The sequence below is a fragment of the Streptomyces sp. SS1-1 genome (genome assembly GCF_008973465.1).
Classification (GTDB): Bacteria; Actinomycetota; Actinomycetes; order Streptomycetales; family Streptomycetaceae; genus Streptomyces.
On sequence record NZ_WBXN01000004.1, the window covers coordinates 5136112 to 5158226 of the forward strand.

Here is a 22115-nt window from a genome sequence, read left to right on the forward strand (position 1 = left end):
AAGGGCAATGAAGGGCACTGTTGGTGAGCTAGGGGAGTTCGGGCTCATCAGGGAGCTCACCTCCCGTCTCACCACCACCCCGGCGGTCCGGGTCGGCCCCGGCGACGACGCCGCGGTGGTGGCCGCCCCCGACCGCAGGGTGGTGGCCAGCACCGACATCCTGGTCGAGGGGCGGCACTTCCGCCGCGACTGGTCGACCGCCTACGACGTCGGCCGCAAGGCCGCCGCCCAGAACCTCGCGGACATCGCCGCCATGGGCGCGGTGCCCACCGCGCTGCTGCTCGGCCTGGTCGTACCGGCCGAACTCCCGGTGACCTGGGCGAGCGAACTGATGGACGGGCTGCGCGACGAGTGCCAGGTCGCGGGCGCCTCGGTGGTCGGCGGCGACGTCGTGCGCGGCGACTCCATCACGGTGTCCATCACCGCGCTCGGCGATCTGCGCAACCAGGAGCCCGTCACCCGCGCCGGCGCCCAGCCCGGCGACCTCGTCGCCGTGACCGGCTGGCTCGGATGGTCCGCCGCCGGATACGCCGTGCTCGCCCGGGGCTTCCGCTCGCCCCGCGCCTTCGTGGAGGCCCACCGGCGCCCCGAGCCGCCGTACCACGCCGGCCCGGCCGCCGCCGGGCTGGGCGCGACCGCCATGTGCGACGTCAGCGACGGGCTGATCGCCGACCTCGGGCACATCGCCGAGGCCAGCAAGGTCCGTATCGACATCCGCTCCGGCGCCATCGACATCCCCACCCAGATGAACGACATCGGGCAGGCCGTCGGCGTCGACCCCATGCAGTGGGTGCTGACCGGGGGAGAGGACCACGCGATCGTGGCGACCTTCCCGCCCGACGTGAAGCTCCCGGCCCGCTGGAAGGTCATCGGGGAGGTCCTCAACCCGTCGGCGCTCCCGCAGGTCACGGTCGACGGCGCGCCCTGGACCCGCAAGGGCGGCTGGGACCACTTCGGAGGGGGCATCGAGTCGTGATACCCGGCGTGCTCACGGTCGCCGGGTCCGACTCCGGGGGCGGGGCCGGCATCCAGGCCGACCTGAAGACGATGCTGGCGCTCGGCGTGCACGGCATGAGCGTGGTCACCGCGGTCACCGCGCAGAACTCGCTCGGCGTCCAGGGGGCCTGGGAACTGCCGGTCGAGGCGGTCCGCGCCCAGTACCGCAGCGTCGTCGACGACATCGGCGTACGGGCCGTGAAGACCGGGATGCTGTCCTCGGCCGAACTGGTCCACGCGGTGGCCGAGTTGATCGCCGGGACGGACGCGCCGGCCGTGGTCGACCCGGTCGGGGTCTCCAAGCACGGGGACCCGCTGCTCGCCCCGTCGGCCCTCGACTCCGTCCGGACCGCGCTGCTGCCGGTGGCGACCGTGGCCACGCCCAACCTCGACGAGGTGGCGCACCTCACGGGGGTGCGGGTCGCGTCGGAGGACGACCTGAGGCGGGCGGCGGAGGCCGTGCTGGCGTACGGGCCGCGCTGGGTCGTGATCAAGGGCGGCCATCTCGCCGGGGACGCCGTGGACCTGCTCACGGACGGCTCGCAGGAGCACTGGCTGCGCGCCCCGCGCCACGACAACCGGCACTCCCACGGCACCGGCTGCACCCTCGCCTCCGCGATCGCCTCCCAGCTCGCCAAGGGGCAGTCCGTGCCGGAGGCCGTGAAGGCCGCCAAGGAGTACGTCACCGGGGCGATCGCCGCCGGGTTCGCCCTGGGCGCCGGGATCGGGCCCGTGCACCACGGCTGGAACCTGAGCTAGGGCATGCGAAAAGCCGGCCCACCCGAGGGTGGACCGGCTGTTTGCAGCGAACCAGCAGTGGCCGCGCGCTCAGCTGTGGGCGTCAGCGCGAGACCTTGCCGGCCTTGATGCACGAGGTGCAGGCGTTCACGCGCTTCGGCGTCCCGCCGACCACGGTACGCACGCGCTGGATGTTCGGGTTCCAGCGACGGGGCGTACGGCGGTGCGAGTGCGAGATGTTGTTGCCGAAGCCCGGCCCCTTGCCGCAGACGTCGCAGTTGGCAGCCACGGGTCACTCCAAAGACTTCAGATGCACTTACGGTTGATCCCGGCAGGCCGGGATCGAGATCGTAGGATCAGAGATCTGAGTGGCGTTGCCAGGGGAATGGCCCGATTGGATCGGGCAACCGGAGCAGCATACAACGGCTGCGCCAGTACAACGAAACTACCATGGCTGCCCGGGGGGCGGTCCCGGCCCACCTCCGGCGGGCCCCGGCCCTGGGTCTACGCTGCGTCCCACGTCCAGCAGTCCGAGGAGGCGCAGGTGGCGCAGGTGCCGCAGACATTCTTCGATGCTCTCGCGGTGCGTACCTGGTGCGGCCTCGCGCTGGAGTCGCTGGGCAGGGCGCGCGAGGAGATCGACGCGATCAACGTCTACCCCGTGGCGGACGGCGACACCGGGACGAACCTGTACCTGACCGTGGAGTCCGCGGCCGCCGCCGTGGAGGCCGTCTTCACCGCCTACGACGTGGGCAAGCCCACACTCGCCGACGCCGTCCGCGCCATGGCGCACGGCGCCCTGATCGGGGCGCGCGGCAACTCCGGGACGATCCTCGCGCAGCTGCTGCGGGGCATGGCCCAGGTGCTCGCTGCCGAGGGGGAGACGGCCCACACCGACGGCACCGGGCTGCGGCTGGCGCTGCGGACCGCGGCCGACTCCGCCCGGCAGGCCGTGGCCCACCCCGTGGAGGGCACGGTCCTCACGGTGGCCTCGGCCGCCGCCGACGCGGCCGGCGCGGCCACCGGCGAGGACTGCGGGGCGATCGCCCGGGCCGCCTTCGACGGGGCGCGCGCGGCGCTGGCCGCCACCCCCGGGCAACTGGCCGCGCTGGAGCGCGCCGGGGTGGTCGACGCCGGAGGGCGTGGCCTCGTCGCGGTCCTGGGCGCGCTGGTCGAGACGTTCACCGGGGAGGCGGCACCCGTGGTCGCCGGGGCGACGGCCACGCGCGCGCGTGCCGGTGCGGGGGACGGGCCGGCCGGTGCCGAGGACTGCGCCGACGGCCCCGGCGAGGGCGGCCCCGCGTTCGAGGTCATCTACCTGCTGGAGGCGGAGGACGCGGCCGTGGCCCGGCTGCGGGACCGCCTCGACGCTCTCGGCGACTCCCTCGTGGTCGTCGGCGGGGACGGCCTGTGGAACGTCCACGTCCATGTCGACGACGCGGGCGCCGCCGTGGAGGCCGGCGTGGAGGCCGGACGGCCGTACCGGATCCGGATCACCCACTTCGGGGCCGGGGACGCGCACAGCACCGGCGAGCGCACGCCCCGCGAACGGGTCCAGCGGGCCGTCGTCGCCGTCGTGCCCGGTGAGGGACTGGCCGGGCTGTACGGCGAGGCCGGCGCGACCACCGTGCTGGCCCGTCCCGGGGAGCCCCCGGCCAGCGGCGAGCTCGTCGAGGCCGTACGGCGGGCCCACGCCCGCGAGGTCGTCCTGCTCCCCAACGACGCCGATCTGCGGCACACCGCCGCCGCGGCCGCCGAGCAGGCCCGCGCCGAAGGCATCCGCGTGGCCCTCATCCCCACCCGCTCCGCGGTCCAGGGCATAGCGGCGCTCGCCGTGCACGAACCCGAGCGCCGCTTCGACGAGGACGTCGTCTCGATGACCTCCGCGGCCGGCGCCACCCGGCACGCCGAGGTCGCCGTCGCCGAGCACCGGTCCTGGACCTCGGCCGGCATCTGCCAGGCAGGGGACGTCCTCGGGCTCATCGACGGCGACGTGGCCGTGATCGGAGCCGACGTCACCGCCGTCGCCGAGACCGTCCTCGACCGCATGCTCGCCGCCGGCGGCGAACTCGTCACCCTCGTCCTCGGCGACGACGCCCCCGGCCCGATCGCCGAGCACCTCGAGAGCCGCGTACGGGAGGCGTACCTCGCCGTCGACACGGTGGTGTACCGGGGCGGCCGCCAGGGAGCGCTCCTGCTCATCGGCGTGGAGTGACCCCGGCGCGCGTCACTCCTGGTCCTGTTCCGCCACGACCTGGAGCATCTGTTCGGCCTCGGCCCGGCGTCGGCGGACCGTGTCGTCCCGTCCGTCGGCGTTCTCGTAGGCGGCGAGCACGGCACGCGCGTGTGCCGCCGCGTCGGCGGGGCGGCTGAGGTCGGCCTGCAGCCAGCCGGCGGCGAGTTCGGCGCCGGTGCGGCTGTGCAGGGCGTCGTCGCCGAGGGACGCGAACACCGTCACGGCCCGGGACATCTGCGCCAGGGCCTCCTCCAGTGCCGTGCGGATCGAGTCGTCCTCCGCGTCCTCGGCCGCCGAGCGGGCCAGCAGGTCCCCGAACTGGCGGTGTGTCTGGCCGAGTTCGGCGACCAGCCGCTGCCGCGCCTCCTCGTCGTCGGCCTCGTCCAGCGCCGCCGCGCACTCCTCGACCGCGCCCTTCATCAGCTCGGCCGCCCGCGCCCCGTCGCCGTCCTCCACCCGCAGCGCCAGCCACGCGCGGGCGCGCAGCGAGCGGACCAGGCCGTGGACGTTGCCCAGGGAGCGCCACAGCTCGCCCGCGCGCGTGTACGCGCGGTCGGCGTCCGTGTGCAGCCCCGCGTGGCCCAGCGACTCGGCGGCCAGGTGCGCCAGTGTCGCGTGGTCGTGCTGCTCGGGCCACTCCCGGGCGATCGCGGCCGCCTGCAGCCGCCGTTCCGCCGCGTCCCGGTGGTCGCCGAGCTCCTCCAGGCAGTCACCGAGCCACCACAGCGTCTGGACGACCGCCCCGTCGCCGTGCGTCTCGGCGGACAGGTCGGGCAGCGCGGACTCCAGCACCTCCGCCGCCTCGGCGAATCGTTGCTGCCGCACCAGGAACCCCCCGAGCTGGTGCCGCGCCCAGGCGCCCAGCGTGCGGCTCTCACCCGCCTCGTCCGCCCAGTGCGCCGCCTCCAGGGCGTGCTCCGCGGCCTCCTCGGACACCCCGGTGCCGCCCAGCACCTCGGCCAGCTGGAGATGCAGCTGGGCCCGCCCGGTCGCTTCCAGGTACGGCCCGCCGTGCTCCAGGGCGGCCCGCAGCGCCCGCTCGGCCCTGGCCGTGTCGCCGAGATGGTGGGCGAGACCGGCCAGCCGGGCCTCGTACTCGACCGCGAACCACGGCAGCCCCGCCGCGACGAACTCGCCCGAGGCCCGCGCGAACAGCTCCGCGGCCCCCTCCACGTCACCGGACAGCGCCGCCAGCTCGGCCAGCATCGCCCAGGCCTCCGCGACCCGCGCGAGCAGCCGTACGTCGTCCCCGGTGCGCCCCGAGACGAACGCCAGCACCTCCCGGACGGCCGACTCCGCGGCGGACAGCGCGGCGCTCTCGGCGCCCTCCTCCGCCTCGTGCACCCGGCGCATCAGGATCCGCGCGCGGCTCATCAGGACGGCCGCCGTCTGCCGCACACCCGTGCCGTCCTCGGCGTACAGGGCCAGAACCTGGTCGTACAGGGCGCCGACCGCCTCGATCGCCGCGGACACCTCGCCGGTGAGCGCCTCGACGTACGCCCCACGCGCGCGTGCCGCCAGCGCCTCGCCCGGATCGCCCGCCTCCGCGTACAGCGCGGCGGCCTCCTCGAACAGGGGGACACCCTCCGGGCCGAGGTCCATCCCCCGGTGGTCGGCGATCTCCGCCCGGTCCCGCGCCTCCAGCTCGACGCCCTCGGCGGCCCGCGACACCGCCGCCCACGCCTCGATGGCACTGGGCCGCAGCGTGTCCGACAGCCGCCGCGCCTCCGCGAGCAGCTCCGGCAGACCCGGCGCCTCCTTGGCAGCGGGGGAAGGCACCACGGCAGCCGCCGGGGCCGCCGGCGCCGGGCGGTTCGCCGTCCGCACCCCCAGCGGCAGCCGCTCCACCAGCGGTTCCTGCGCCATACGCAGCCGCACCCGCTCACTCGTGTACGACGTGCCGTTGCGCTCGTCGAAGCGCGCGGCCAGCGCCAGCGCCTCCGCACGCGCGTGGGCGGCCAGTTCGCGCGCCGTCCACGTCCGGTCCGCCGGGCCGGGCACCTGCTGCCCGCCCAGCCCCAGCACCGTCAACCGGTCCATGAGCAGCGTCACCGCCGCCATGAAGTCCAGCCTGCTGCGCGGCTGCCCGTCGTCCGTGAAGTACGCCGGACGCTCCGCCAGCAGCTCCAGACCGCGCGCCTCGTTGCCCGTCAGCGCGCAGAACTCCACATGGTCCGCGTACGCGCCCCGCATGCTCTCCATCGGCCGCACCAGCCGGAAGCCCCGCAGATGGTTGGCGCGGGCCTCGTCCACCCGGCCCAGGCGCAGCAGCGGGGCCAGCGAGGACGCGAGCACGGTGTGCGGTTCGTGGGCACAGGCGTACTCGCCGTCCAGGACCGGCCGCCACAGCCGGACCGCCTCCGCGTCCCGGCCCCGCACCGCCTGCCACCAGCCCTGCCCGTGCAGCTCGCACGCGTGGCAGTCGGCCATGGAGTCCCGGTCGGCCGCCAGCCACGCCGCGTACGCCCGCTCCGCCCGCTCCAGGTCACCGACGTGCGCGGCCACGCTGAACTCGGCGCCGCGCACCGCCCGCTCGGAGTGCCCGGCCAGCCGGTAGCGGTGCTCCATCTCGCCGAGCCACTTCTCGATCGAGGAGAGCGGGATGTGCGGCTGGTCGAGCATCCCGGCCGACATCCACTTGAAGACCCAGTGCAGGCTGTGCGTCTCGTACTCGTCGAAGTCCTCGGGCCGCTCGTCCCACATGCGCAGCAGCCGCGCGAACGGGACGAACATCTTCGCCTTCTCGGAGCTGTAGTTGTAGACCTTCAGCTGGTGCCCAAGGGCCTCGATCACGGCGAGCGGCTCGCCCAGCCGCTCCGCCTCGGCGAGCAGCTGCTCCGCGCGCGCGTTGCGGGCCGGGCCCTCCGGCTGCTCGCCGTTCTCCGCCATCGCCCGGCGCAGCGCGTCGAGGTCGGTGATCTCCGTCATCAGCGGTCCCCCTCCCCGTTCGTGGCCCACTCCAGCAGGCCGATGAAGGCCCGGTTCAGCAGCGCCGAGTCCGCGGGCCTGAGCGGGCGCTGCGCCATCAGCAGCGCCTGCCCGTACAGGGACTCCACGGCGGTGCCGATCAGTTCCGGCCCGCCGAGCGAACCGATCCGCCGGATCAGCGGGCTGAGGTGGTTGAGCACCAGACGCGCGCGGGGCGCCTCGCCGCGCAGCGAGCCGAGGATGCCCGCCCACAGGTCGTCGGCCTCCTCCTCGGCCCGCGCACGGGCCTGCTCGTGCCGGGCGGCCCGGTCGTCCAGGTGCAGCGCGGGCACCGACAGCGGATGGAACGCGCGCAGCACCACGTCGCAGCCCAGCGGGTCGAGCGTGGCCCGCGCGGTCGCCAGGAAACCCGACAGGGCCAGCTCCACCGCCGGGTCGACCGCGTCCAGATGGGCGGTCACGGTGTCCGCGTCCAGCTCGGCGACGACCGTGCCCGGCCGCACCGACGGCAGCGCCTCGACGAGCTCGCTGTCGTACGTGTAGCCGCCGTTGATCACGCCGACGCCCTGCGCGGACGCGATCGGCGCGACCTGCCGGTACTCCTCGACGGTCCGGGTGAAGTGCACGACCCGGTGCCGCCGCGCGAACTCCTCCAGGGAGAGCCGGCCGTCGGTCGTCTCGAACGGCAGCCAGGGCAGCATCGTGCGCAGCATCTCCCGGTCGTGCCGCGCCAGGGACTTCACGCCCAGATGGTGCACCGCGAGGAACGCGGCCAGCCGCTCCGGGTCACCGGCCGCCAGCCCCGTCAGCCAGGCCCGGATCCGTTCCCCCAGCGCCTCCCGCACCGCCGCCAGCGTCTCGTCCTCGTACAGCGACTCGCGGGACGCCGTCGGCCGCAGGCTGTCGGTGTCCAGCACGCACCGCACGAAGAACGCCCAGTCGGGCAGCAGCTGTTCGGCCCGCTCGGTCAGCAGCATGCCCTTGAGGTGGACGCGATGGCCCGCCCGCTGCGCCGGGCTGACCGCCGACGGCAGGACGTACGCCACCCCGCGGATCCCCGCGAGCGGCACGTCCAGCTCGATCGCGTCCAGCGGCGTGAAGCCGAACAGGTCGTGGCAGTGCCGCCCGAGCGCCACCCGGCGGGCGGCGGGGGAGGGGTACGGCCGGTCCCAGGGCGCCGGCAGATCGGTGACCGCCTCCTCGCCGACCCGCACGTCGTACGGCAGCAGCGAGCCGAAGTCCCGCGCCAGCGCCAGCACCCGGTCCTCGGCCAGCCACTCGGCGGCGCCCGCCCGGGCCACCAGGTGCATGGTCGTGCCGGGCTCGGGGCGCGCCTCGTCCGGCAGCGTGCGCACGGTGTACGAACCGTCGTCGGTCGCCGTCCACTCCACGGGCGCCGCGTCCGGCGTACGCGCGCTGCGGCTGACCACCCGGATCCGCTCGGCGACGACGAAGCAGGCCAGCAGCCCGATGCCGAACTGCCCGAGGAAGTCCGAGCGCGCCTCCTGAAGCCCCTCCGCCCGCTTGGAGCTGCGCCCGATCGTCGCCAGGAGGTCGTGCACGTCCGCCTCGGTCAGCCCGATCCCGGAGTCCTCGACCCGCAGCGCGCCCGGCTCGGCGAACAGCCGCACGCGCGCGGGCGCGTCCGGCTCGGCGGCACGCCGGGCGGTGATGGCGTCGACCGCGTTCTGGAGCAGTTCGCGCAGGTAGACCTTCGGACTGGAGTACAGGTGGTGGGAGAGCAGGTCCACCAGACCGCGCAGGTCGACCTGGAAGGAACGGGGAGACGGGGAGGCCGCGGGGGCCTGGGATGACTGTGGGGTCTGGGAGTCCATCGTCGCAGCGCCGGTGGGGGGAGGGGCGACGGCGCGGGGTCGGGCGGTCCCGGTTGGGCGGTGACCGCGAAAGGGATGGCCGGGGCGCGTCATCCTAGATCCGAGACGAACCGGCTGACCAGGGGTTTCCGGGACGTTTACCCACAAGCTCACGGCGGCGCCCGCCGCGATGTCAGTGCCGTGGTGTGGAATGGATCTCGTGCCCGCACTGGACGAACCACTGAAGAAGGTGCTCGGCCCTCCCACCGCGAAGGTGATGGCCGAGCACCTCGGCCTGCACACCGTCGGGGACCTGCTGCACCACTATCCCCGCAGATACGAGGAGCGCGGCCAGCTCACCCACCTCGCGGACCTCCCCATGGACGAGCACGTCACCGTGGTCGCCATGGTCGCCGACGCCCGGCTGCACAGCTTCGCCTCCTCGCGGGCGCCGCGCGGCAAGGGCCAGCGCCTGGAGGTCACCATCACCGACGGCAGCGGCCGCCTCCAACTGGTCTTCTTCGGCAACGGCGTCCACAAGCCGCACAAGGAGCTCCTGCCCGGCACCCGCGCGATGTTCGCCGGCAAGGTCTCCGTCTTCAACCGCCGCCTCCAACTCGCGCACCCCGCGTACGAACTGCTGCGGGCGGACTCCGAGGAGGCCGTCGAGACCTGGGCCGGCGCGCTGATCCCGCTCTACCCGGCCACCGCCAAACTGGAGTCCTGGAAGATCGGCAAGGCGATCCAGACGGTCCTGCCCAGCGCCCAGGAGGCCGTCGACCCGCTCCCGGAGTCCCTGCGCGAAGGCCGCGGCCTGGTCCCCCTGCCGGAGGCCCTGCTCAAGATCCACCGCCCGCACACCAAGGCGGACATCGAGGACGCCCGCGCCCGCCTCAAGTGGGACGAGGCCTTCGTCCTCCAGGTCGCGCTCGCCCGCCGCCGGCACGCCGACGCCCAACTCCCCGCCGTCGCCCGGCGCCCCGCACCCGACGGGCTGCTCACCGCCTTCGACGCCCGCCTGCCCTTCACCCTCACCGACGGCCAGCAGCAGGTCTCCCGGGAGATCTTCGCCGACCTGGCCACTGAACACCCGATGCACCGGCTGCTCCAGGGCGAGGTCGGCTCCGGCAAGACATTGGTGGCGCTGCGCGCGATGCTCGCCGTCGTCGACGCCGGCGGGCAGGCCGCGATGCTCGCGCCCACCGAGGTGCTGGCGCAGCAGCATCACCGGTCGATCGTCGAGATGATGGGCGACCTCGCCGAGGGCGGCACCCTGGGCGGCGCCGAGCACGCCACCAAGGTCGTGCTGCTCACCGGGTCCATGGGGGCCGCCGCCCGTCGCCAGGCCCTGCTCGACCTCGTCACCGGCGAGGCCGGGATCGTCATCGGCACCCACGCCCTGATCGAGGACAAGGTCCAGTTCCACGACCTCGGCCTGGTCGTCGTCGACGAGCAGCACCGCTTCGGCGTGGAGCAGCGCGACGCCCTGCGCGGCAAGGGCAAACAACCCCCGCACCTGCTGGTCATGACGGCCACCCCCATCCCCCGCACGGTCGCGATGACGGTCTTCGGCGACCTGGAGACGTCCGTCCTCGACCAGCTCCCCGCCGGCCGCTCACCGATCGCCTCCCATGTCGTCCCGGCCGCCGACAAGCCCCACTTCCTCACCCGCGCCTGGCAGCGGGTGCGCGAGGAGGTGGAGAACGGGCACCAGGCGTACGTCGTCTGCCCCCGCATCGGTGACGAGGAGGACGACCCGAAGAAGGCCAAGGCCGCCTCGCCCGAGGACGCGGCCGAGAAGCGCCCGCCGCTGGCCGTCCTCGACGTCGCCGACCAGCTCGTCAAGGGCCCCCTGAAGGGCCTCACGGTCGAGGTGCTGCACGGCAGGATGCACCCCGACGACAAGGACGCCGTGATGCGCCGCTTCGCCGCCGGCGACACGGACGTCCTCGTCGCCACGACCGTCATCGAGGTCGGCGTCAATGTCCCGAACGCCACCGCCATGGTGATCATGGACGCCGACCGCTTCGGCGTCTCCCAGCTCCACCAGCTGCGCGGCCGTGTCGGCCGCGGCTCGGCGCCGGGGCTGTGCCTGCTGGTCACCGAGATGCCCGAGGCGAGCCCCGCCCGGCAGCGCCTGGCCGCCGTCGCCTCCACCCTCGACGGCTTCGAGCTCTCCCGGATCGACTTGGAGCAGCGCCGCGAGGGCGACGTCCTCGGCCAGGCCCAGTCCGGAGCCCGCACCAGCCTGCGGATGCTGGCCGTCATCGAGGACGAGGAGATCATCGCCGAGGCCCGGCAGGAGGCCGCGGCTTTGGTGGAGCGGGACCCGGAGCTCACGGGACTGCCCGGCCTGCGGACCGCCCTGGACGCCCTCCTGGACGAGGAGCGGGAGCAGTACCTGGAGAAGGGGTGAGACGGGCCGTCCGGGCGACGCGACCGGATGGACCAGGCGGGTACCCGGGCCCGTGAGCGACCGGCCACACTGATACCCACAGCCGCCCACACCCGAGGACAGAAGATGACCCGCGTGATCGCCGGAGCCGCCGGCGGACGTCGACTGGCCGTGCCGCCCGGCACGGGGACCAGACCCACCTCCGACCGCGCGCGCGAAGGCCTCCTCTCCACCTGGCAGTCGCTGCTCGGCGGCCCGCTGGACGGGGAGCGGGTCCTCGACCTCTACGCCGGCTCCGGCGCCGTCGGCCTCGAAGCCCTCTCGCGCGGCGCGAGCCACACCCTGCTCGTCGAGGCGGACGCCCGGGCCGCCCGCGTCGTCCGGGAGAACGTGAAGAGCCTCGGCCTCCCCGGCGCCGAGGTGAGGTCGGGCAAAGCGGAACAGATCATCCGTACACCGGCGCCCGGTGAGCCGTACGACATCGTCTTCCTCGACCCCCCGTACGCCGTCTCCGACGACGATCTTCGGGAGATTCTGCTCACACTCCGCACCGGGGGCTGGCTCGCCCCCGACGCGCTCGTCACCGTGGAGCGCAGCACCAGAGGCGGGGAATTCCGGTGGCCGGACGGTTTCGAGGGCCTCCGGGCCCGCCGGTACGGCGAGGGAACGTTTTGGTACGGTCGCGCCGCCTCTACGTGCGAAGACGCACGATGACCGGACCGGAGAGCGAGGGATCACAAGTGCGCCGCGCCGTATGCCCCGGGTCGTTCGACCCGATCACCAACGGACACCTGGACATCATCTCCCGGGCCTCCAGGCTCTACGACGAGGTCTATGTCGCCGTCATGATCAACAAGTCCAAGAAGGGCCTGTTCGAGGTCGACGAGCGGCTGGACCTGATCCGCGAGGTCACCGCCGAGTACGGCAACGTCCGGATCGAGGCGTTCCACGGCCTCCTCGTCGACTTCTGCAAGCAGCGCGACATCCCGGCCATCGTGAAGGGCCTGCGCGCGGTCAGCGACTTCGACTACGAGCTGCAGATGGCCCAGATGAACAACGGCCTCTCGGGCGTCGAGACCCTCTTCGTCCCGACCAACCCGACCTACAGCTTCCTGTCCTCCTCCCTGGTCAAGGAAGTGGCGACCTGGGGCGGAGACGTCTCCCACCTGGTCCCGCCGGTGGTCCTCGAGGCGCTGAACAAGCGCCTGCGGCACAGCTGATGGGGCTACAGTCGTCCCGTCCGTCTCCATCACAGCTGTAGAGAGTGGCGAGCACACGGTGGACGTGCAGAAGAAGCTCGACGAGATCGTCTCGGCGGTCTCCAGTGCCCGGTCGATGCCGATGTCGGCCTCGTGCGTGGTCAACCGCGCCGAACTGCTCTCGATGCTCGAAGAGGTCCGCGAGGCCCTGCCCGGCTCGCTCGCCCAGGCCCAGGAGCTGATCGGCGACCGCGAGCAGATGGTCCAGCAGGCCCGCCAGGAGGCCGAGCGGATCATCCAGGGCGCGCACGCCGAGCGCGGCTCCCTGATCTCCGACACCGAGGTGGCCCGCCGCTCCCAGGCCGAGGCCGACCGCATCCTCGCCGAGGCCCGCCAGGAGGCCGAGGAGATCCGCGCGGAGGCCGACGACTACGTCGACTCCAAGCTCGCCAACTTCGAGGTCGTCCTCACCAAGACCCTCGGCTCCGTCGGCCGCGGCCGCGAGAAGCTGCTGGGCACCGGCCCGGGCACCGACGAGAACGGCTACGAGGACGAGGACGCCCCCGAGCGCAGCCACGACCCGGAGACCCTGCGCCGCAGCGCCGACGAATACGTCGACGTCAAGCTCGGCGCCTTCGAGGCGGTGCTCGCCAAGACCCTGGAGGCGGTCGGCCGCGGCCGGCAGAAGCTGCACGGCCGGATCGCCACCGACGACCTCGGCGCCCTCGCCGACGACATGAGCACCGTCCAGCACTCCAGCGACGCCGACTACCTCGCCGACCTCGCCGCGCTCGCGCAGCAGGACGCCCCGGCCGCCCCCGCCGAGCCCCCGGCTGCCGTACCGCCGCAGCCGCAGTACGACCCCGGGGCCGCACAGCCGGCGTACGGCTACCAGCAGCAGACCGCCGACCCGTACGGCTACCAGCAGCAGGGCTACGGCCAGCAGGACCCCTATGGCTACCAGCAGACCGACCCCTACGCGTACCAGGGCTACGACACCGGGCAGCAGGCGTACGACCCGCAGCAGGCGGCCCAGCAGCCCCAGCAGACCCACCAGTCCTACGCGCTCGACGAGACCAGCCTCTTCGACACCAGCATGATCACTCCGGAGCAGCTGAGAGCGTACGAGCAGGGGCGTGGCCAGTAGCACGGCCACCGGATTGGGCCGTGAGCGAAAGGTCCAGTATCCTGGCTCTTCGGTCGCGCGTACGTCCGCGATCAACGCTGCCCGCAGGCACCACTGGGCGGCGGACCCCCCTGAGCTCAGCAGATCGAAAGCAGGAACGGCGTGACAGCCCGCCTCGACCACCGCAACCCCCTCGTGTTCGACACACACGAGCTGGGCCGGCGGCCCGGTGCGCTGCAGCGCCTGACCCGCACGGTCGACGCCCCCAAGGATCTCGGCATCCCCAAGGTCGTCGGAGTGCCGGAAGGCGCCCCGCTGGAGCTCGACCTCCGACTCGAGTCGGTCATGGAAGGTGTGCTTGTCACAGGCACCGCCCGTGCACGGGCCGAGGGGGAGTGCGTAAGGTGTCTGGAGCCGCTTCAGCTCGACGTGGAAGCGGACTTCCAGGAGATGTTCTCGTACCCTGACGCCGACGACCGGGGCCGTGCACACCGCGCGGAGCCCGGCGACGACGCCGAGGACGACGAGGACAGGCTCTTCATCGAGGACGGCCTGTTCGACCTCGAGCCTGTGCTGCGTGATGCGGTGGTGCTCGCACTGCCGATGCAGCCGGTGTGCCAGGAAGACTGCCCGGGACTGTGCGCCGAGTGCGGCGTGCGTCTCGCTGACGACCCGGACCACCACCATGACGCCGTCGACATCCGTTGGGCGGCACTGCAGGGACTCGCCGATTCACTCGAACCCGGCGATAAGGACGACAAGAGCGGCGCCGAACCGGGCGTCGACGAGAAGCAGGAGAAGTAGCCGTGGCTGTTCCGAAGCGGAAGATGTCGCGCAGCAACACGCGCCACCGCCGGTCGCAGTGGAAGGCTGCGGTCCCCACCCTGGTTGCGTGCGAGCGCTGCCACGAGCCCAAGCAGCAGCACATCGCGTGCCCGTCTTGCGGCACCTACAACAAGCGCCAGGTCCTCGAGGTCTGAGCGGCTGGTGAGAGGCACTGTGTCCACGCCCAAGAAGAACGCAGCGGACAACCAGGCCTCGTCCCACACGCTGTTGGAAGGGCGGCTCGGGTACAAACTCGAGTCCGCCCTTCTGGTGCGTGCGCTGACCCACCGTTCCTACGCGTACGAGAACGGCGGTCTGCCCACCAACGAGCGGCTGGAGTTCCTCGGGGACTCCGTGCTCGGCCTGGTGGTCACGGACACGCTGTACCGCACCCACCCCGATCTGCCGGAGGGCCAGCTGGCCAAGCTCCGGGCCGCGGTGGTCAACTCGCGCGCGCTGGCGGAGGTGGGCCGCGGGCTCGACCTGGGCGCCTTCATCCGGCTCGGCCGCGGTGAAGAGGGCACGGGTGGCCGGGACAAGGCATCCATCCTCGCCGACACCCTGGAAGCGGTGATCGGCGCGGTCTATCTCGACCAGGGCCTCGACTCGGCGGCGGAGCTGGTGCACCGCCTGTTCGACCCCCTGATCGAGAAGTCCTCGAACCTCGGTGCCGGCCTGGACTGGAAGACCAGTCTCCAGGAGCTCACCGCGACCGAAGGGCTCGGCGTCCCCGAGTACCTGGTCACGGAGACCGGCCCCGACCACGAGAAGACCTTCACTGCTGCCGCCCGCGTCGGAGGCGTCTCGTACGGCACCGGCACCGGCCGCAGCAAGAAGGAGGCGGAGCAGCAGGCCGCCGAGTCCGCGTGGCGGTCCATCAAGGCCGCGGCGGACGAGCGCGCCAAGGAGGCGGCGAACGCCGCCGCCGAACCCGACGCCGACGCGTCGGCCTCCGCCTGACCGAACAGCGCGATCCGAGCGCCCGTCCCGGCCCCGGGACGGGCGCTCGGCCCGTGTCCGCACGGGGTGGAGAGGGAGAGCATGCCCGAGTTGCCCGAGGTCGAGGTCGTCCGGCGTGGCCTGGAGCGGTGGGTCGCCCACCGCACGGTCGCCGACGCCGAGGTGCTGCACCCGCGTGCCGTGCGCCGGCATGTCGCGGGCGCCGACGACTTCACGCACCGCCTCGAAGGCCACCGCGTCGGCGTCCCCAGCCGGCGCGGCAAGTATCTGTGGCTGCCGCTCGCGGACACCGGCCAGGCGATCCTGGCGCACCTCGGCATGAGCGGCCAGCTCCTGGTGCAGCCGCACACCGCTCCCGCGGAGAAGCACCTGCGCATCCGCGTGCGCTTCGCCGACGACCTCGGCACCGAACTCCGGTTCGTCGACCAGCGGACCTTCGGCGGCCTGTCGCTGCACGACACCACCCCCGACGGCCTGCCCGACGTCATCGCGCACATCGCCCGCGACCCGCTCGACCCGCTCTTCGACGACGAGGCGTTCCACCAGTCGCTGCGGCGCCGGCGCACGACCGTGAAGCGGGCCCTGCTCGACCAGTCGCTGATCAGCGGCGTCGGCAACATCTACGCGGACGAGGCCCTGTGGCGGGCCCGGCTGCACTACGACCGCCCGACGGCGACCCTCACCCGTCCGCGCACACTGGAACTGCTGGGCCACGCGCGGGACGTGATGAACGCGGCCCTCGCGGTCGGCGGCACCAGCTTCGACAGCCTCTACGTCAACGTCAACGGCGAGTCCGGCTACTTCGACCGCTCGCTCGACGCGTACGGGCGTGAGGGCCTGCCCTGCAAGCGGTGCGGCACGCCCATGCGGCGCCGGCCCTGGATGAACCGGTCCAGCTACTTCTGCCCCAGGTGTCAGAGGGTGCCGCGCGTCTCGTCGTAGGTCCGCCGTGCGTCGAGCACGTCGTCCATCCGCCCCTCCACGAACTGGATGAGGCTCATCAGCCGCTCGGCCACGCCGCGGCCCAGCGCCGTCAGCTCGTAGTCCACGCGCGGCGGATTCGTCGGCTGCGCCTCCCTGTGCACCAGGCCGTCGCGCTCCAGCGCGTGCAGCGTCTGGGACAGCATCTTCTCGCTGACCCCGTCGACCCTGCGCCGCAGCTCGTTGAACCGCAGCGACCCCTCGTACAGGGCGCCCAGCGTGAGCCCGCCCCACCGCCCCGTGACGTGCTCCAGCGTGCCGCGCGAGGGACAGGTCCTGGCGAACACGTTGTACGGAAGGTCCTGCTCCGCCGTGCGTTCCTGGGTGCTCTCCATGCGGACAGCGTACTCGCATACAGCGCTGGTGAGGCGTGCGCGCTCTCCCCAGGCTTGCGCTTTCAAATAGTTAGTGCTTTCCTCTGGTCACTGGCTCCAGCGGGCACCTGAACGCTGACCACGAGCGGGTCCTGGAGGACGAACACGGGGTCCCGTCACGGCAGTTCGGTCAGGCGGGTGCGGGCCTTCTCGGCGATCACGGACCATGTGTCGTCGAGCAGGCGCACGAGCGCCGGCCGGGGTGTGCGCGGATGCCCCGCGACGGTCTGCCGCACCGCGTCATGCGGATCGCCGGCCAACCGGTTCAGCAGGGCGGGCGGGCAGTCACGTCGACCGGCCACCCGGTGACGTACCCGCCAGTCCGGATCCTCGACCAGCACCGCGAGGATCTCCAGTGGTGCCGTCCTGTTGTGGGCGGCCCAGAAATTCATGTCGGGACGGTCGCGCAGCAGGCTCCACCAGACGGGCAACGGCATGGCCGCCCAGGCGGAGCGCTCGTACTCCGCCGGGTTCGTACTCTCTCGCAGCCGGATGAACTCCTCGACGGAGGTGATCTCGGGGAAACGGTCGGCCATGCCCTCCATCCAACCCTCTGGCATCGGCGGAAGGCGCGGCGATTTCACCGTCGCCCCCACCCGCCGGCCCTCATGGTGTGATGATCGAAACCGTGATCGGCAAGGGGAGCGGGCGGGGCGGGCGGAGTGCGTGGGTCGGGATCGCGGCGAGCGCGTTGCCGCTGTATCTGACGATGATCGCCGCGTCGGCCGGAGCGCTCGTCGACACCGCCCTGTTGGGCCATCACGCCACCGCCGCGCTCGCCGCCTTCGCCGTCACGCTGGCCGTGTTCAGCCCGGCCACCGCCACCGTGGCGGGCGCGCTGCGTGGGGTGATGCCGTTCGTCGCGCCCCGTAGGGACGATCCCGACCGGCTTCTGCCCGTCGTGCGCACCGGGATGTGGCTGGCGGTCGCGGTCGGTGGCCTCGGGGCGGCGGCCGTCGCGGCGGTGCCGTTGATCGGCCGGGCGACCGGGGTTCCCCGGACCACCCTCGACGCGTTGGGGAGCTTCCCCTATCTGCTGGCGGCGAGCGTGCTCGCCATCGCGGTCACCTCGGCGGCGACCTCCGTCCTGGTCGCCCTCGGACGCTCGACGTCGGTGATGCGGGCCGGACTGCTCGGCACGGCCGCCTCGGCCACGCTGTCGGTCCTCCTCGTGGGCGGTCCGGGCCCGTTGCCGAGCCTCGGCCTGACCGGAGCGGGCATCGCGATGCTCGCCTCCAGCCTGATCACCGCCGTCGCCAACCACCTGGCCCTTCGCCGGTGCGCCGCGCTGGCCGGCCGCTCGCCGCGTCCGGGCCGGCCGGACCTGCGGCAGGTCTGGAAGGTGGGTGCCGTGGGCATCCCGCTCGCCGGCACTGTCCTCGTCAAGTTCGCCGTCCTGGGGGTACTGACGTTCGCCGCGGCCCGGATCGGGACGGACAGCGCGGCGGTGCACAGCGTCGGGATCTCCCTGGTCAACCTGATCTTCACGGCCGCGGTGGCGGTCGGCCAGGCCACCATCCCCCTGGTCTCCGCGTTCGCGGAGGAGCGCGACAGCGCGAACATCCGGCGCAGCGTCCGGGCGGGGACGTGGCTGGCCCTGGCCGTCGTGGGGTGCGTCGGGACCGCGCTGATCGTGTTCAGCACGTGGGCCGTCCCGCTGTTCACCGGCGACGCCGCCCTCCGGCCGCAGATCACCGACCTCCTGCCGTGGGTGCTGGCCGTGGTCGTCACCGACGCCGCGCAGGCGGTCGTCGGCTTCGGTCTCATCGGCCTCAAGCGCACGGTGCCGAGCCTCGTGACGACCGCCGTCTGCTACGGAGTTCTCGCGGCGGTCGCCGCCCCGATCGCCACCGCGGGGGGCCTCACCGCCCTCTGGGCGGCCCTGGCCCTCGCCAACTTCCTCCAGACGGCCGGGAAGGCGTACTCCTTCCACCGCCACAGCGGGTACGACCACACGCCCAGCACCGCCGCCGGCGAGAAGGCCATGTCCGACCGGTGAGCCGTGCGCGCCGACTACGATTCCCGTCATGATCGAGGACGGTGAGTCGGCGCGCGGTGGCCTTTCGACGGTGCGCCGGGTGGGGGAGACCATTCTCCGGCCGTGGCGTGTGTGGACCCCGGCGGTGCGCGAACTGCTGCGCCACCTGGAGCAGGTGGGCTTCGTTGGCGCGCCCCGCGCTCTCGGCGACGGTCCCGTGGACGGCCACGAGGTGGTGTCCCTGCTGCGCGGCGAGGTCGGCCTGTACCCGTGGCCGCCGGCACTCCTCACGGACCAGGGCGTCACCCAACTCGGCCGATGGCTGCGCGAGTACCACGACGCCGTACGCGACTTCCGTCCCTCGCCGGACGCCGTCTGGTGCGACCCGGAGGCCCGCTGGCGCCCCGGCCTGATCATCCGTCACGGCGACCTGACCACCTGGAACTCGGTCTGGGCCGACGACCGCCTGGTCGGCGTCATCGACTGGGACCTGGCCATCCCCGGCCACCCGCTGGACGATCTCGCACAACTCGCCTGGTACAGCGTGCCGTTGCGGCTCCCCGAGCGTCAGCGCAAGGTCGGCTTCGGCGCGGACGGCGCGCCGTTGGCCCGACGGCTGCGGCTCCTGTGCGACGCCTACGGCGCGGACCCGGCCGGCGTACTGGACGCGCTGGCCCGACTGCAACGAGACGAGACCGACCGGATAGCCCGCCTGGGCCCCCTCGGCGCGGACCCCTGGGCGGCCTTCCTGCGGCAGGACTTCATCCCGGACATCGAGGAGGAACGTACCTGGGCACTGGCCCACCGCGACCAACTCCTCGGCCACGCCTGAGGCAGCACAGCCAAAACCCGATGTCGCCCGGCAGGCCCGGGTGCCACACTGCGCGGTGTGACGCGACCGGAGATGACGGAACTGGACCATCATCGCCGGAGTGGTCCTCCTCCGTCCCGACGTGATGCCGGCCGGATGGACGGAGACGTACGAGGGCGCGTGCGGGCGCCTCGGCGTCGAACCCCGCCGGAGGGCTGGGCCCTGTGGAACACCTGGGGCGATCACGGCATGCCGGTGACCATGATCGTCACTGGCGTCGACATCACCGAGGGCCTGCTCGCGGGTCGGGCCGGCCGTGAGGAAGCGGACCCGAGGTCGCCTCAGTACCCGAAGTCCTGCGTCCACCAGGGCCCGCCCGCGCCCATGTGGACGCCGACTCCCAGGGTCTTGAAGTCGCAGTTCAGGATGTTGGCCTTGTGGCCGGGGCTGTTCATCCAGGCTTCCATGACCGCCGCCGCGTCCGCCTGGCCGCGGGCTATGTTCTCGCCGCCGAGGTCCGTGACGCCGGCCTTCGCCGCGCGGTCCCACGGGGAGGCGCCGCTCGGGTCGGTGTGGTCGAAGAAGCCGCGCTGGGCCATGTCCTCGCTGAAGTCCTGCGCCAGGTCGGCCAGGGCGCTGTTGGCGGCCAGCGGGGTGCAGCCCACCTGGGCGCGCTCGTCGTTGACCAGCCGCAGGACCTCCGCCGCGGCGGCCGCCTCCGCGGACACCGTCACCGGGGCGCTGGTGCGCTCCTCGGCCTTCGGGGGCGTCGCCGGCTTCTCGGGCGCCTTGGTCGCCGTACGCGACGGCGTCTCCTTCGGCTTCTCGCTCGGCGTGGCCGACGGCTTCTTCGACGGCGTCTTCGTCGGCGCGGACGACGTGGTGGACGGAGCGGGCGAGGTGGGCCGCTCGGCGTCACGGCTCGTCGTGCCGCCGCTCTCGTGGCTCTCCGCGCTGCCCGACGTACCGCCCAGCTCGTTGGGCGCGTTGGTCGGGCTGTCGGCGGACTGCACCCGGTCGGTGCCGTTGCCGCCGCCGAGCTGGTAGTTGTCGATGCCGGGCACCACACCGGTGGCGACGGCGACCGTGCCCAGCGCCACCGCGGCCGACACGCCCAGCAGTCCGGTCTTCACCGGGGCCGGGCCCTTCTTCTTGCGGCGGCGGTGCGAGCCGCCCGGCAGCCGGCTGCCGGCGTCGGGCGTGAAGCCCTCGCCGTGGAAGGCGGTGGTCTCGTCGCCCGGGAAGGTGGTCGTCGCGGTGAGCCGGTCGTAGCCCTCGTCCGTCGCGAAGAGGTAGGCGTCGCTCGCCGCGTAGGCCTCGGCGTACGCCTCCGGGTTCAGGTAGGGCGCGATGCCCATGGTGGGCCGGTCGCCCTGGGGGTTGAGCGGGTCGTCGCCGTGCGTGTACGAGCCGTCCGTGTGTGTGCCCCCCGCGGCGCGGCCCGTGGCGGCGCGGCCGGCGGCGGAGCGTCGGTGGCGTCCCATGTCCTGGCCTTCCTGGTCCCTGCGGTCTTCATGCCCTCACGAAACTCACACGATCAGGTGAGTTTCACATGAGATTCATTGGGTCGGGACGGTACCGCATGGCGCCAGGGGAGGACGTGCCCCGAGGGACATTGGCCCGTTAGGTTGCAGTCATGAGTGAGGATGTGCGGTTGGTCGCCTGGGTGCGTGGACGGGTCCAGGGTGTGGGTTTTCGCTGGTTCACGCGGGCCAAGGCGCTCGAGATCGGCGGCCTGAGTGGTTTTGCTCTCAATTTGGAGGACGGTCGCGTCCAGGTGGTCGCCGAAGGCCCCCGCAAGGGTTGCGAAGGACTGCTCGACTGGCTCCAGGGAGCCGACACGCCCGGGCGGGTGGACGGCGTCACCGAGATCTGGGACACACCCCGCGGCGGCTACGACGGCTTCGCCATCCGGTGATCGACGGGCCGCGCGCCGCCCCCGCGGAAGCGGAGGGACATGCCACCGGCACCTGCCCGAAGCAGAAAGGGGCAGGTGGTTGCCAAGAAGCGCGCGTAGTGGCAAGCTCCGCTCTCACGGTGATCGTCACGCCCCCAGGGCCCCGCAGGAGTCGCCACGCGCCGCCGTCCGGCCGTGTGCCCCCGGGTTCGCCCGCCAATACGGGGCGTGATCGTGTTGACCGTCAAACTTTTTGGTGAGACGCTGAAAGTCCCCGCGCACCTCAGCTGTTTGGCGTGGCTGAACGGCAGTACAACTCAAGCCCGTCAAGCATCCACGGGTGCGAATCCCTCACGACCCACACCGCATCGGTCGGTCACTCAGTGTGGAGGACCATCCATCATGGCAAAGGCGCTTCTCGGTTACGTCGGCGGCTCCGACCCGCGACTCCTCGCCGAGATGCGACGGCTCCAGCAGCGTGTCCAGGACCTGGAATCCGAGCTCGTACGGATCCAGGCCGAGAACGAGGCGCTGACGGCTGCCGCTTCTCACGACAGGATCATGGAGAGCATCGACGCACACCAGGCGGAGCCTGCGCTCACCTGATCACTGCATCGCTCCACGAAAGCACGGCAGTGGTCGGGCGGCCCGTATCCAACCGCTCGGCAGTTGTCGGACGACTGGGCTTCCAGTTGTCAGAAATTGCAAGGGACGCTTCGGCGTCCCTTCTTTCTTTCCCCCCGCCTTATTGCCCCGCGCATCCTTTCACCTTCTTCAACGTCTGGTGTGCCCTCGGCGTTCACCGGCGAAACCGCACGTTCATGGAGCGAGACATCCCCGGACGGTAGAGTCCGGCG

The 22115-nt window shown here is 72.7% G+C and carries 21 protein-coding genes; 15 read left to right on the forward strand and 6 right to left on the reverse strand.

The window, feature by feature from the left end; genetic code table 11:
- Window positions 1-7: 7 nt before the first annotated feature.
- Both F8R89_RS25090 and thiD read left to right on the forward strand, forming a co-directional pair.
- Complete coding sequence (locus tag F8R89_RS25090) at window positions 8-976, forward strand: thiamine-phosphate kinase (protein WP_151786058.1); 969 nt, start codon at window positions 8-10, stop codon at window positions 974-976.
- The gene (gene thiD, locus F8R89_RS25095; protein WP_151786059.1) at window positions 973-1755 is read left to right on the forward strand and encodes a bifunctional hydroxymethylpyrimidine kinase/phosphomethylpyrimidine kinase; all 783 of its coding nucleotides are present in this window, start codon (window positions 973-975) and stop codon (window positions 1753-1755) included. Before F8R89_RS25090 ends, thiD begins: the two co-directional genes overlap by 4 nt.
- Before the next feature lie 82 nt (window positions 1756-1837).
- On the opposite strand, the gene rpmB is transcribed toward thiD, so the two are convergent.
- A complete protein-coding gene (rpmB, locus tag F8R89_RS25100; RefSeq protein WP_004924906.1) occupies window positions 1838-2023 on the reverse strand; it encodes a 50S ribosomal protein L28 in 186 nt (61 codons plus the stop codon).
- 255 nt (window positions 2024-2278) lie between these two features.
- Here rpmB and F8R89_RS25105 point away from each other — a divergent pair, with 255 nt between their 5' ends.
- Window positions 2279-3949, forward strand: coding sequence for a DAK2 domain-containing protein (locus tag F8R89_RS25105; protein WP_151786060.1), 1671 nt, complete (start codon window positions 2279-2281; stop codon window positions 3947-3949).
- Window positions 3950-3961: 12 nt separating this feature from the next.
- On the opposite strand, the gene F8R89_RS25110 is transcribed toward F8R89_RS25105, so the two are convergent.
- On the reverse strand, window positions 3962-6898 hold the full coding sequence (locus F8R89_RS25110) for a tetratricopeptide repeat protein (protein WP_151786061.1): 2937 nt from the start codon (window positions 6896-6898) through the stop codon (window positions 3962-3964).
- On the reverse strand, window positions 6898-8733 hold the full coding sequence (locus F8R89_RS25115) for an HSP90 family protein (protein ID WP_151786062.1): 1836 nt from the start codon (window positions 8731-8733) through the stop codon (window positions 6898-6900). Before F8R89_RS25115 ends, F8R89_RS25110 begins: the two co-directional genes overlap by 1 nt.
- Window positions 8734-8923: 190 nt before the next feature.
- On the opposite strand from F8R89_RS25115, the gene recG reads away from it, so the two are divergent.
- From recG to mutM, 8 genes are all read left to right on the forward strand, one after another.
- Window positions 8924-11128 carry an ATP-dependent DNA helicase RecG gene (recG, locus tag F8R89_RS25120; RefSeq protein ID WP_151786063.1) on the forward strand — a complete coding sequence of 735 codons (2205 nt, stop codon included), beginning with the start codon at window positions 8924-8926 and terminating at the stop codon, window positions 11126-11128.
- A 105-nt stretch (window positions 11129-11233) separates the two neighbouring features.
- Window positions 11234-11821, forward strand: a complete 588-nt coding sequence (gene rsmD / locus F8R89_RS25125; protein ID WP_151786064.1) for a 16S rRNA (guanine(966)-N(2))-methyltransferase RsmD — start codon at window positions 11234-11236, stop codon at window positions 11819-11821.
- Window positions 11822-11847: 26 nt separating this feature from the next.
- Window positions 11848-12327, forward strand: a complete 480-nt coding sequence (coaD, locus tag F8R89_RS25130; protein WP_225994478.1) for a pantetheine-phosphate adenylyltransferase — start codon at window positions 11848-11850, stop codon at window positions 12325-12327.
- Between the two features lie 58 nt (window positions 12328-12385).
- On the forward strand, window positions 12386-13453 hold the full coding sequence (locus F8R89_RS25135) for an ATP synthase F0 subunit B (RefSeq protein ID WP_151786066.1): 1068 nt from the start codon (window positions 12386-12388) through the stop codon (window positions 13451-13453).
- A gap of 141 nt (window positions 13454-13594) precedes the next feature.
- Complete coding sequence (locus F8R89_RS25140) at window positions 13595-14236, forward strand: YceD family protein (protein WP_151786067.1); 642 nt, start codon at window positions 13595-13597, stop codon at window positions 14234-14236.
- Between the two features lie 2 nt (window positions 14237-14238).
- Window positions 14239-14412, forward strand: coding sequence for a 50S ribosomal protein L32 (rpmF, locus tag F8R89_RS25145; RefSeq protein ID WP_003951102.1), 174 nt, complete (start codon window positions 14239-14241; stop codon window positions 14410-14412).
- Window positions 14413-14431: 19 nt separating this feature from the next.
- Window positions 14432-15217 carry a ribonuclease III gene (gene rnc / locus F8R89_RS25150; protein WP_151788276.1) on the forward strand — a complete coding sequence of 262 codons (786 nt, stop codon included), beginning with the start codon at window positions 14432-14434 and terminating at the stop codon, window positions 15215-15217.
- An 81-nt stretch (window positions 15218-15298) separates the two neighbouring features.
- Window positions 15299-16159 carry a bifunctional DNA-formamidopyrimidine glycosylase/DNA-(apurinic or apyrimidinic site) lyase gene (mutM, locus tag F8R89_RS25155; protein WP_151786068.1) on the forward strand — a complete coding sequence of 287 codons (861 nt, stop codon included), beginning with the start codon at window positions 15299-15301 and terminating at the stop codon, window positions 16157-16159.
- On the opposite strand, the gene F8R89_RS25160 is transcribed toward mutM, so the two are convergent.
- Together F8R89_RS25160 and F8R89_RS25165 are read right to left on the reverse strand one after the other, a co-directional pair.
- Entirely contained in the window at window positions 16132-16533 is a 402-nt protein-coding gene (locus F8R89_RS25160) for a winged helix-turn-helix transcriptional regulator (protein ID WP_151786069.1), read from the reverse strand. The two genes, mutM and F8R89_RS25160, sit on opposite strands and share 28 nt — an antisense overlap.
- Before the next feature lie 155 nt (window positions 16534-16688).
- Complete coding sequence (locus F8R89_RS25165; RefSeq protein WP_192806222.1) at window positions 16689-17108, reverse strand: hypothetical protein; 420 nt, start codon at window positions 17106-17108, stop codon at window positions 16689-16691.
- An 80-nt stretch (window positions 17109-17188) separates the two neighbouring features.
- On the opposite strand from F8R89_RS25165, the gene F8R89_RS25170 reads away from it, so the two are divergent.
- A complete protein-coding gene (locus tag F8R89_RS25170; protein WP_192806223.1) occupies window positions 17189-18571 on the forward strand; it encodes an MATE family efflux transporter in 1383 nt (460 codons plus the stop codon).
- A 28-nt stretch (window positions 18572-18599) separates the two neighbouring features.
- On the forward strand, window positions 18600-19382 hold the full coding sequence (locus F8R89_RS25175) for a phosphotransferase (protein ID WP_151786072.1): 783 nt from the start codon (window positions 18600-18602) through the stop codon (window positions 19380-19382).
- Between the two features lie 320 nt (window positions 19383-19702).
- Here F8R89_RS25175 and F8R89_RS25180 read toward each other — a convergent pair whose 3' ends face one another.
- Entirely contained in the window at window positions 19703-20845 is a 1143-nt protein-coding gene (locus F8R89_RS25180) for a CAP domain-containing protein (RefSeq protein ID WP_151786073.1), read from the reverse strand.
- Window positions 20846-20997: 152 nt separating this feature from the next.
- On the opposite strand from F8R89_RS25180, the gene F8R89_RS25185 reads away from it, so the two are divergent.
- Entirely contained in the window at window positions 20998-21279 is a 282-nt protein-coding gene (locus F8R89_RS25185; RefSeq protein WP_062666689.1) for an acylphosphatase, read from the forward strand.
- A gap of 381 nt (window positions 21280-21660) precedes the next feature.
- Complete coding sequence (locus tag F8R89_RS25190) at window positions 21661-21864, forward strand: hypothetical protein (protein ID WP_055623302.1); 204 nt, start codon at window positions 21661-21663, stop codon at window positions 21862-21864.
- Window positions 21865-22115: the final 251 nt, after the last annotated feature.

Bases quoted from the DNA above. Each gene is read 5' to 3' on its own strand.
- F8R89_RS25170 (WP_192806223.1), top strand. From the start codon at position 17,189: ATGATCGAAACCGTGATCGGCAAGGGGAGCGGGCGGGGCGGGCGGAGT.
- F8R89_RS25180 (WP_151786073.1), bottom strand. From the start codon at position 20,845: ATGGGACGCCACCGACGCTCCGCCGCCGGCCGCGCCGCCACGGGCCGC.
- mutM (WP_151786068.1), top strand. From the start codon at position 15,299: ATGCCCGAGTTGCCCGAGGTCGAGGTCGTCCGGCGTGGCCTGGAGCGG.
- recG (WP_151786063.1), top strand. From the start codon at position 8,924: ATGGATCTCGTGCCCGCACTGGACGAACCACTGAAGAAGGTGCTCGGC.
- F8R89_RS25160 (WP_151786069.1), bottom strand. From the start codon at position 16,533: ATGGAGAGCACCCAGGAACGCACGGCGGAGCAGGACCTTCCGTACAAC.
- F8R89_RS25115 (WP_151786062.1), bottom strand. From the start codon at position 8,733: ATGGACTCCCAGACCCCACAGTCATCCCAGGCCCCCGCGGCCTCCCCG.
- F8R89_RS25165 (WP_192806222.1), bottom strand. From the start codon at position 17,108: ATGGCCGACCGTTTCCCCGAGATCACCTCCGTCGAGGAGTTCATCCGG.
- F8R89_RS25110 (WP_151786061.1), bottom strand. From the start codon at position 6,898: ATGACGGAGATCACCGACCTCGACGCGCTGCGCCGGGCGATGGCGGAG.
- F8R89_RS25090 (WP_151786058.1), top strand. From the start codon at position 8: ATGAAGGGCACTGTTGGTGAGCTAGGGGAGTTCGGGCTCATCAGGGAG.
- rsmD (WP_151786064.1), top strand. From the start codon at position 11,234: ATGACCCGCGTGATCGCCGGAGCCGCCGGCGGACGTCGACTGGCCGTG.
- F8R89_RS25190 (WP_055623302.1), top strand. From the start codon at position 21,661: ATGGCAAAGGCGCTTCTCGGTTACGTCGGCGGCTCCGACCCGCGACTC.
- F8R89_RS25175 (WP_151786072.1), top strand. From the start codon at position 18,600: ATGATCGAGGACGGTGAGTCGGCGCGCGGTGGCCTTTCGACGGTGCGC.
- F8R89_RS25185 (WP_062666689.1), top strand. From the start codon at position 20,998: ATGAGTGAGGATGTGCGGTTGGTCGCCTGGGTGCGTGGACGGGTCCAG.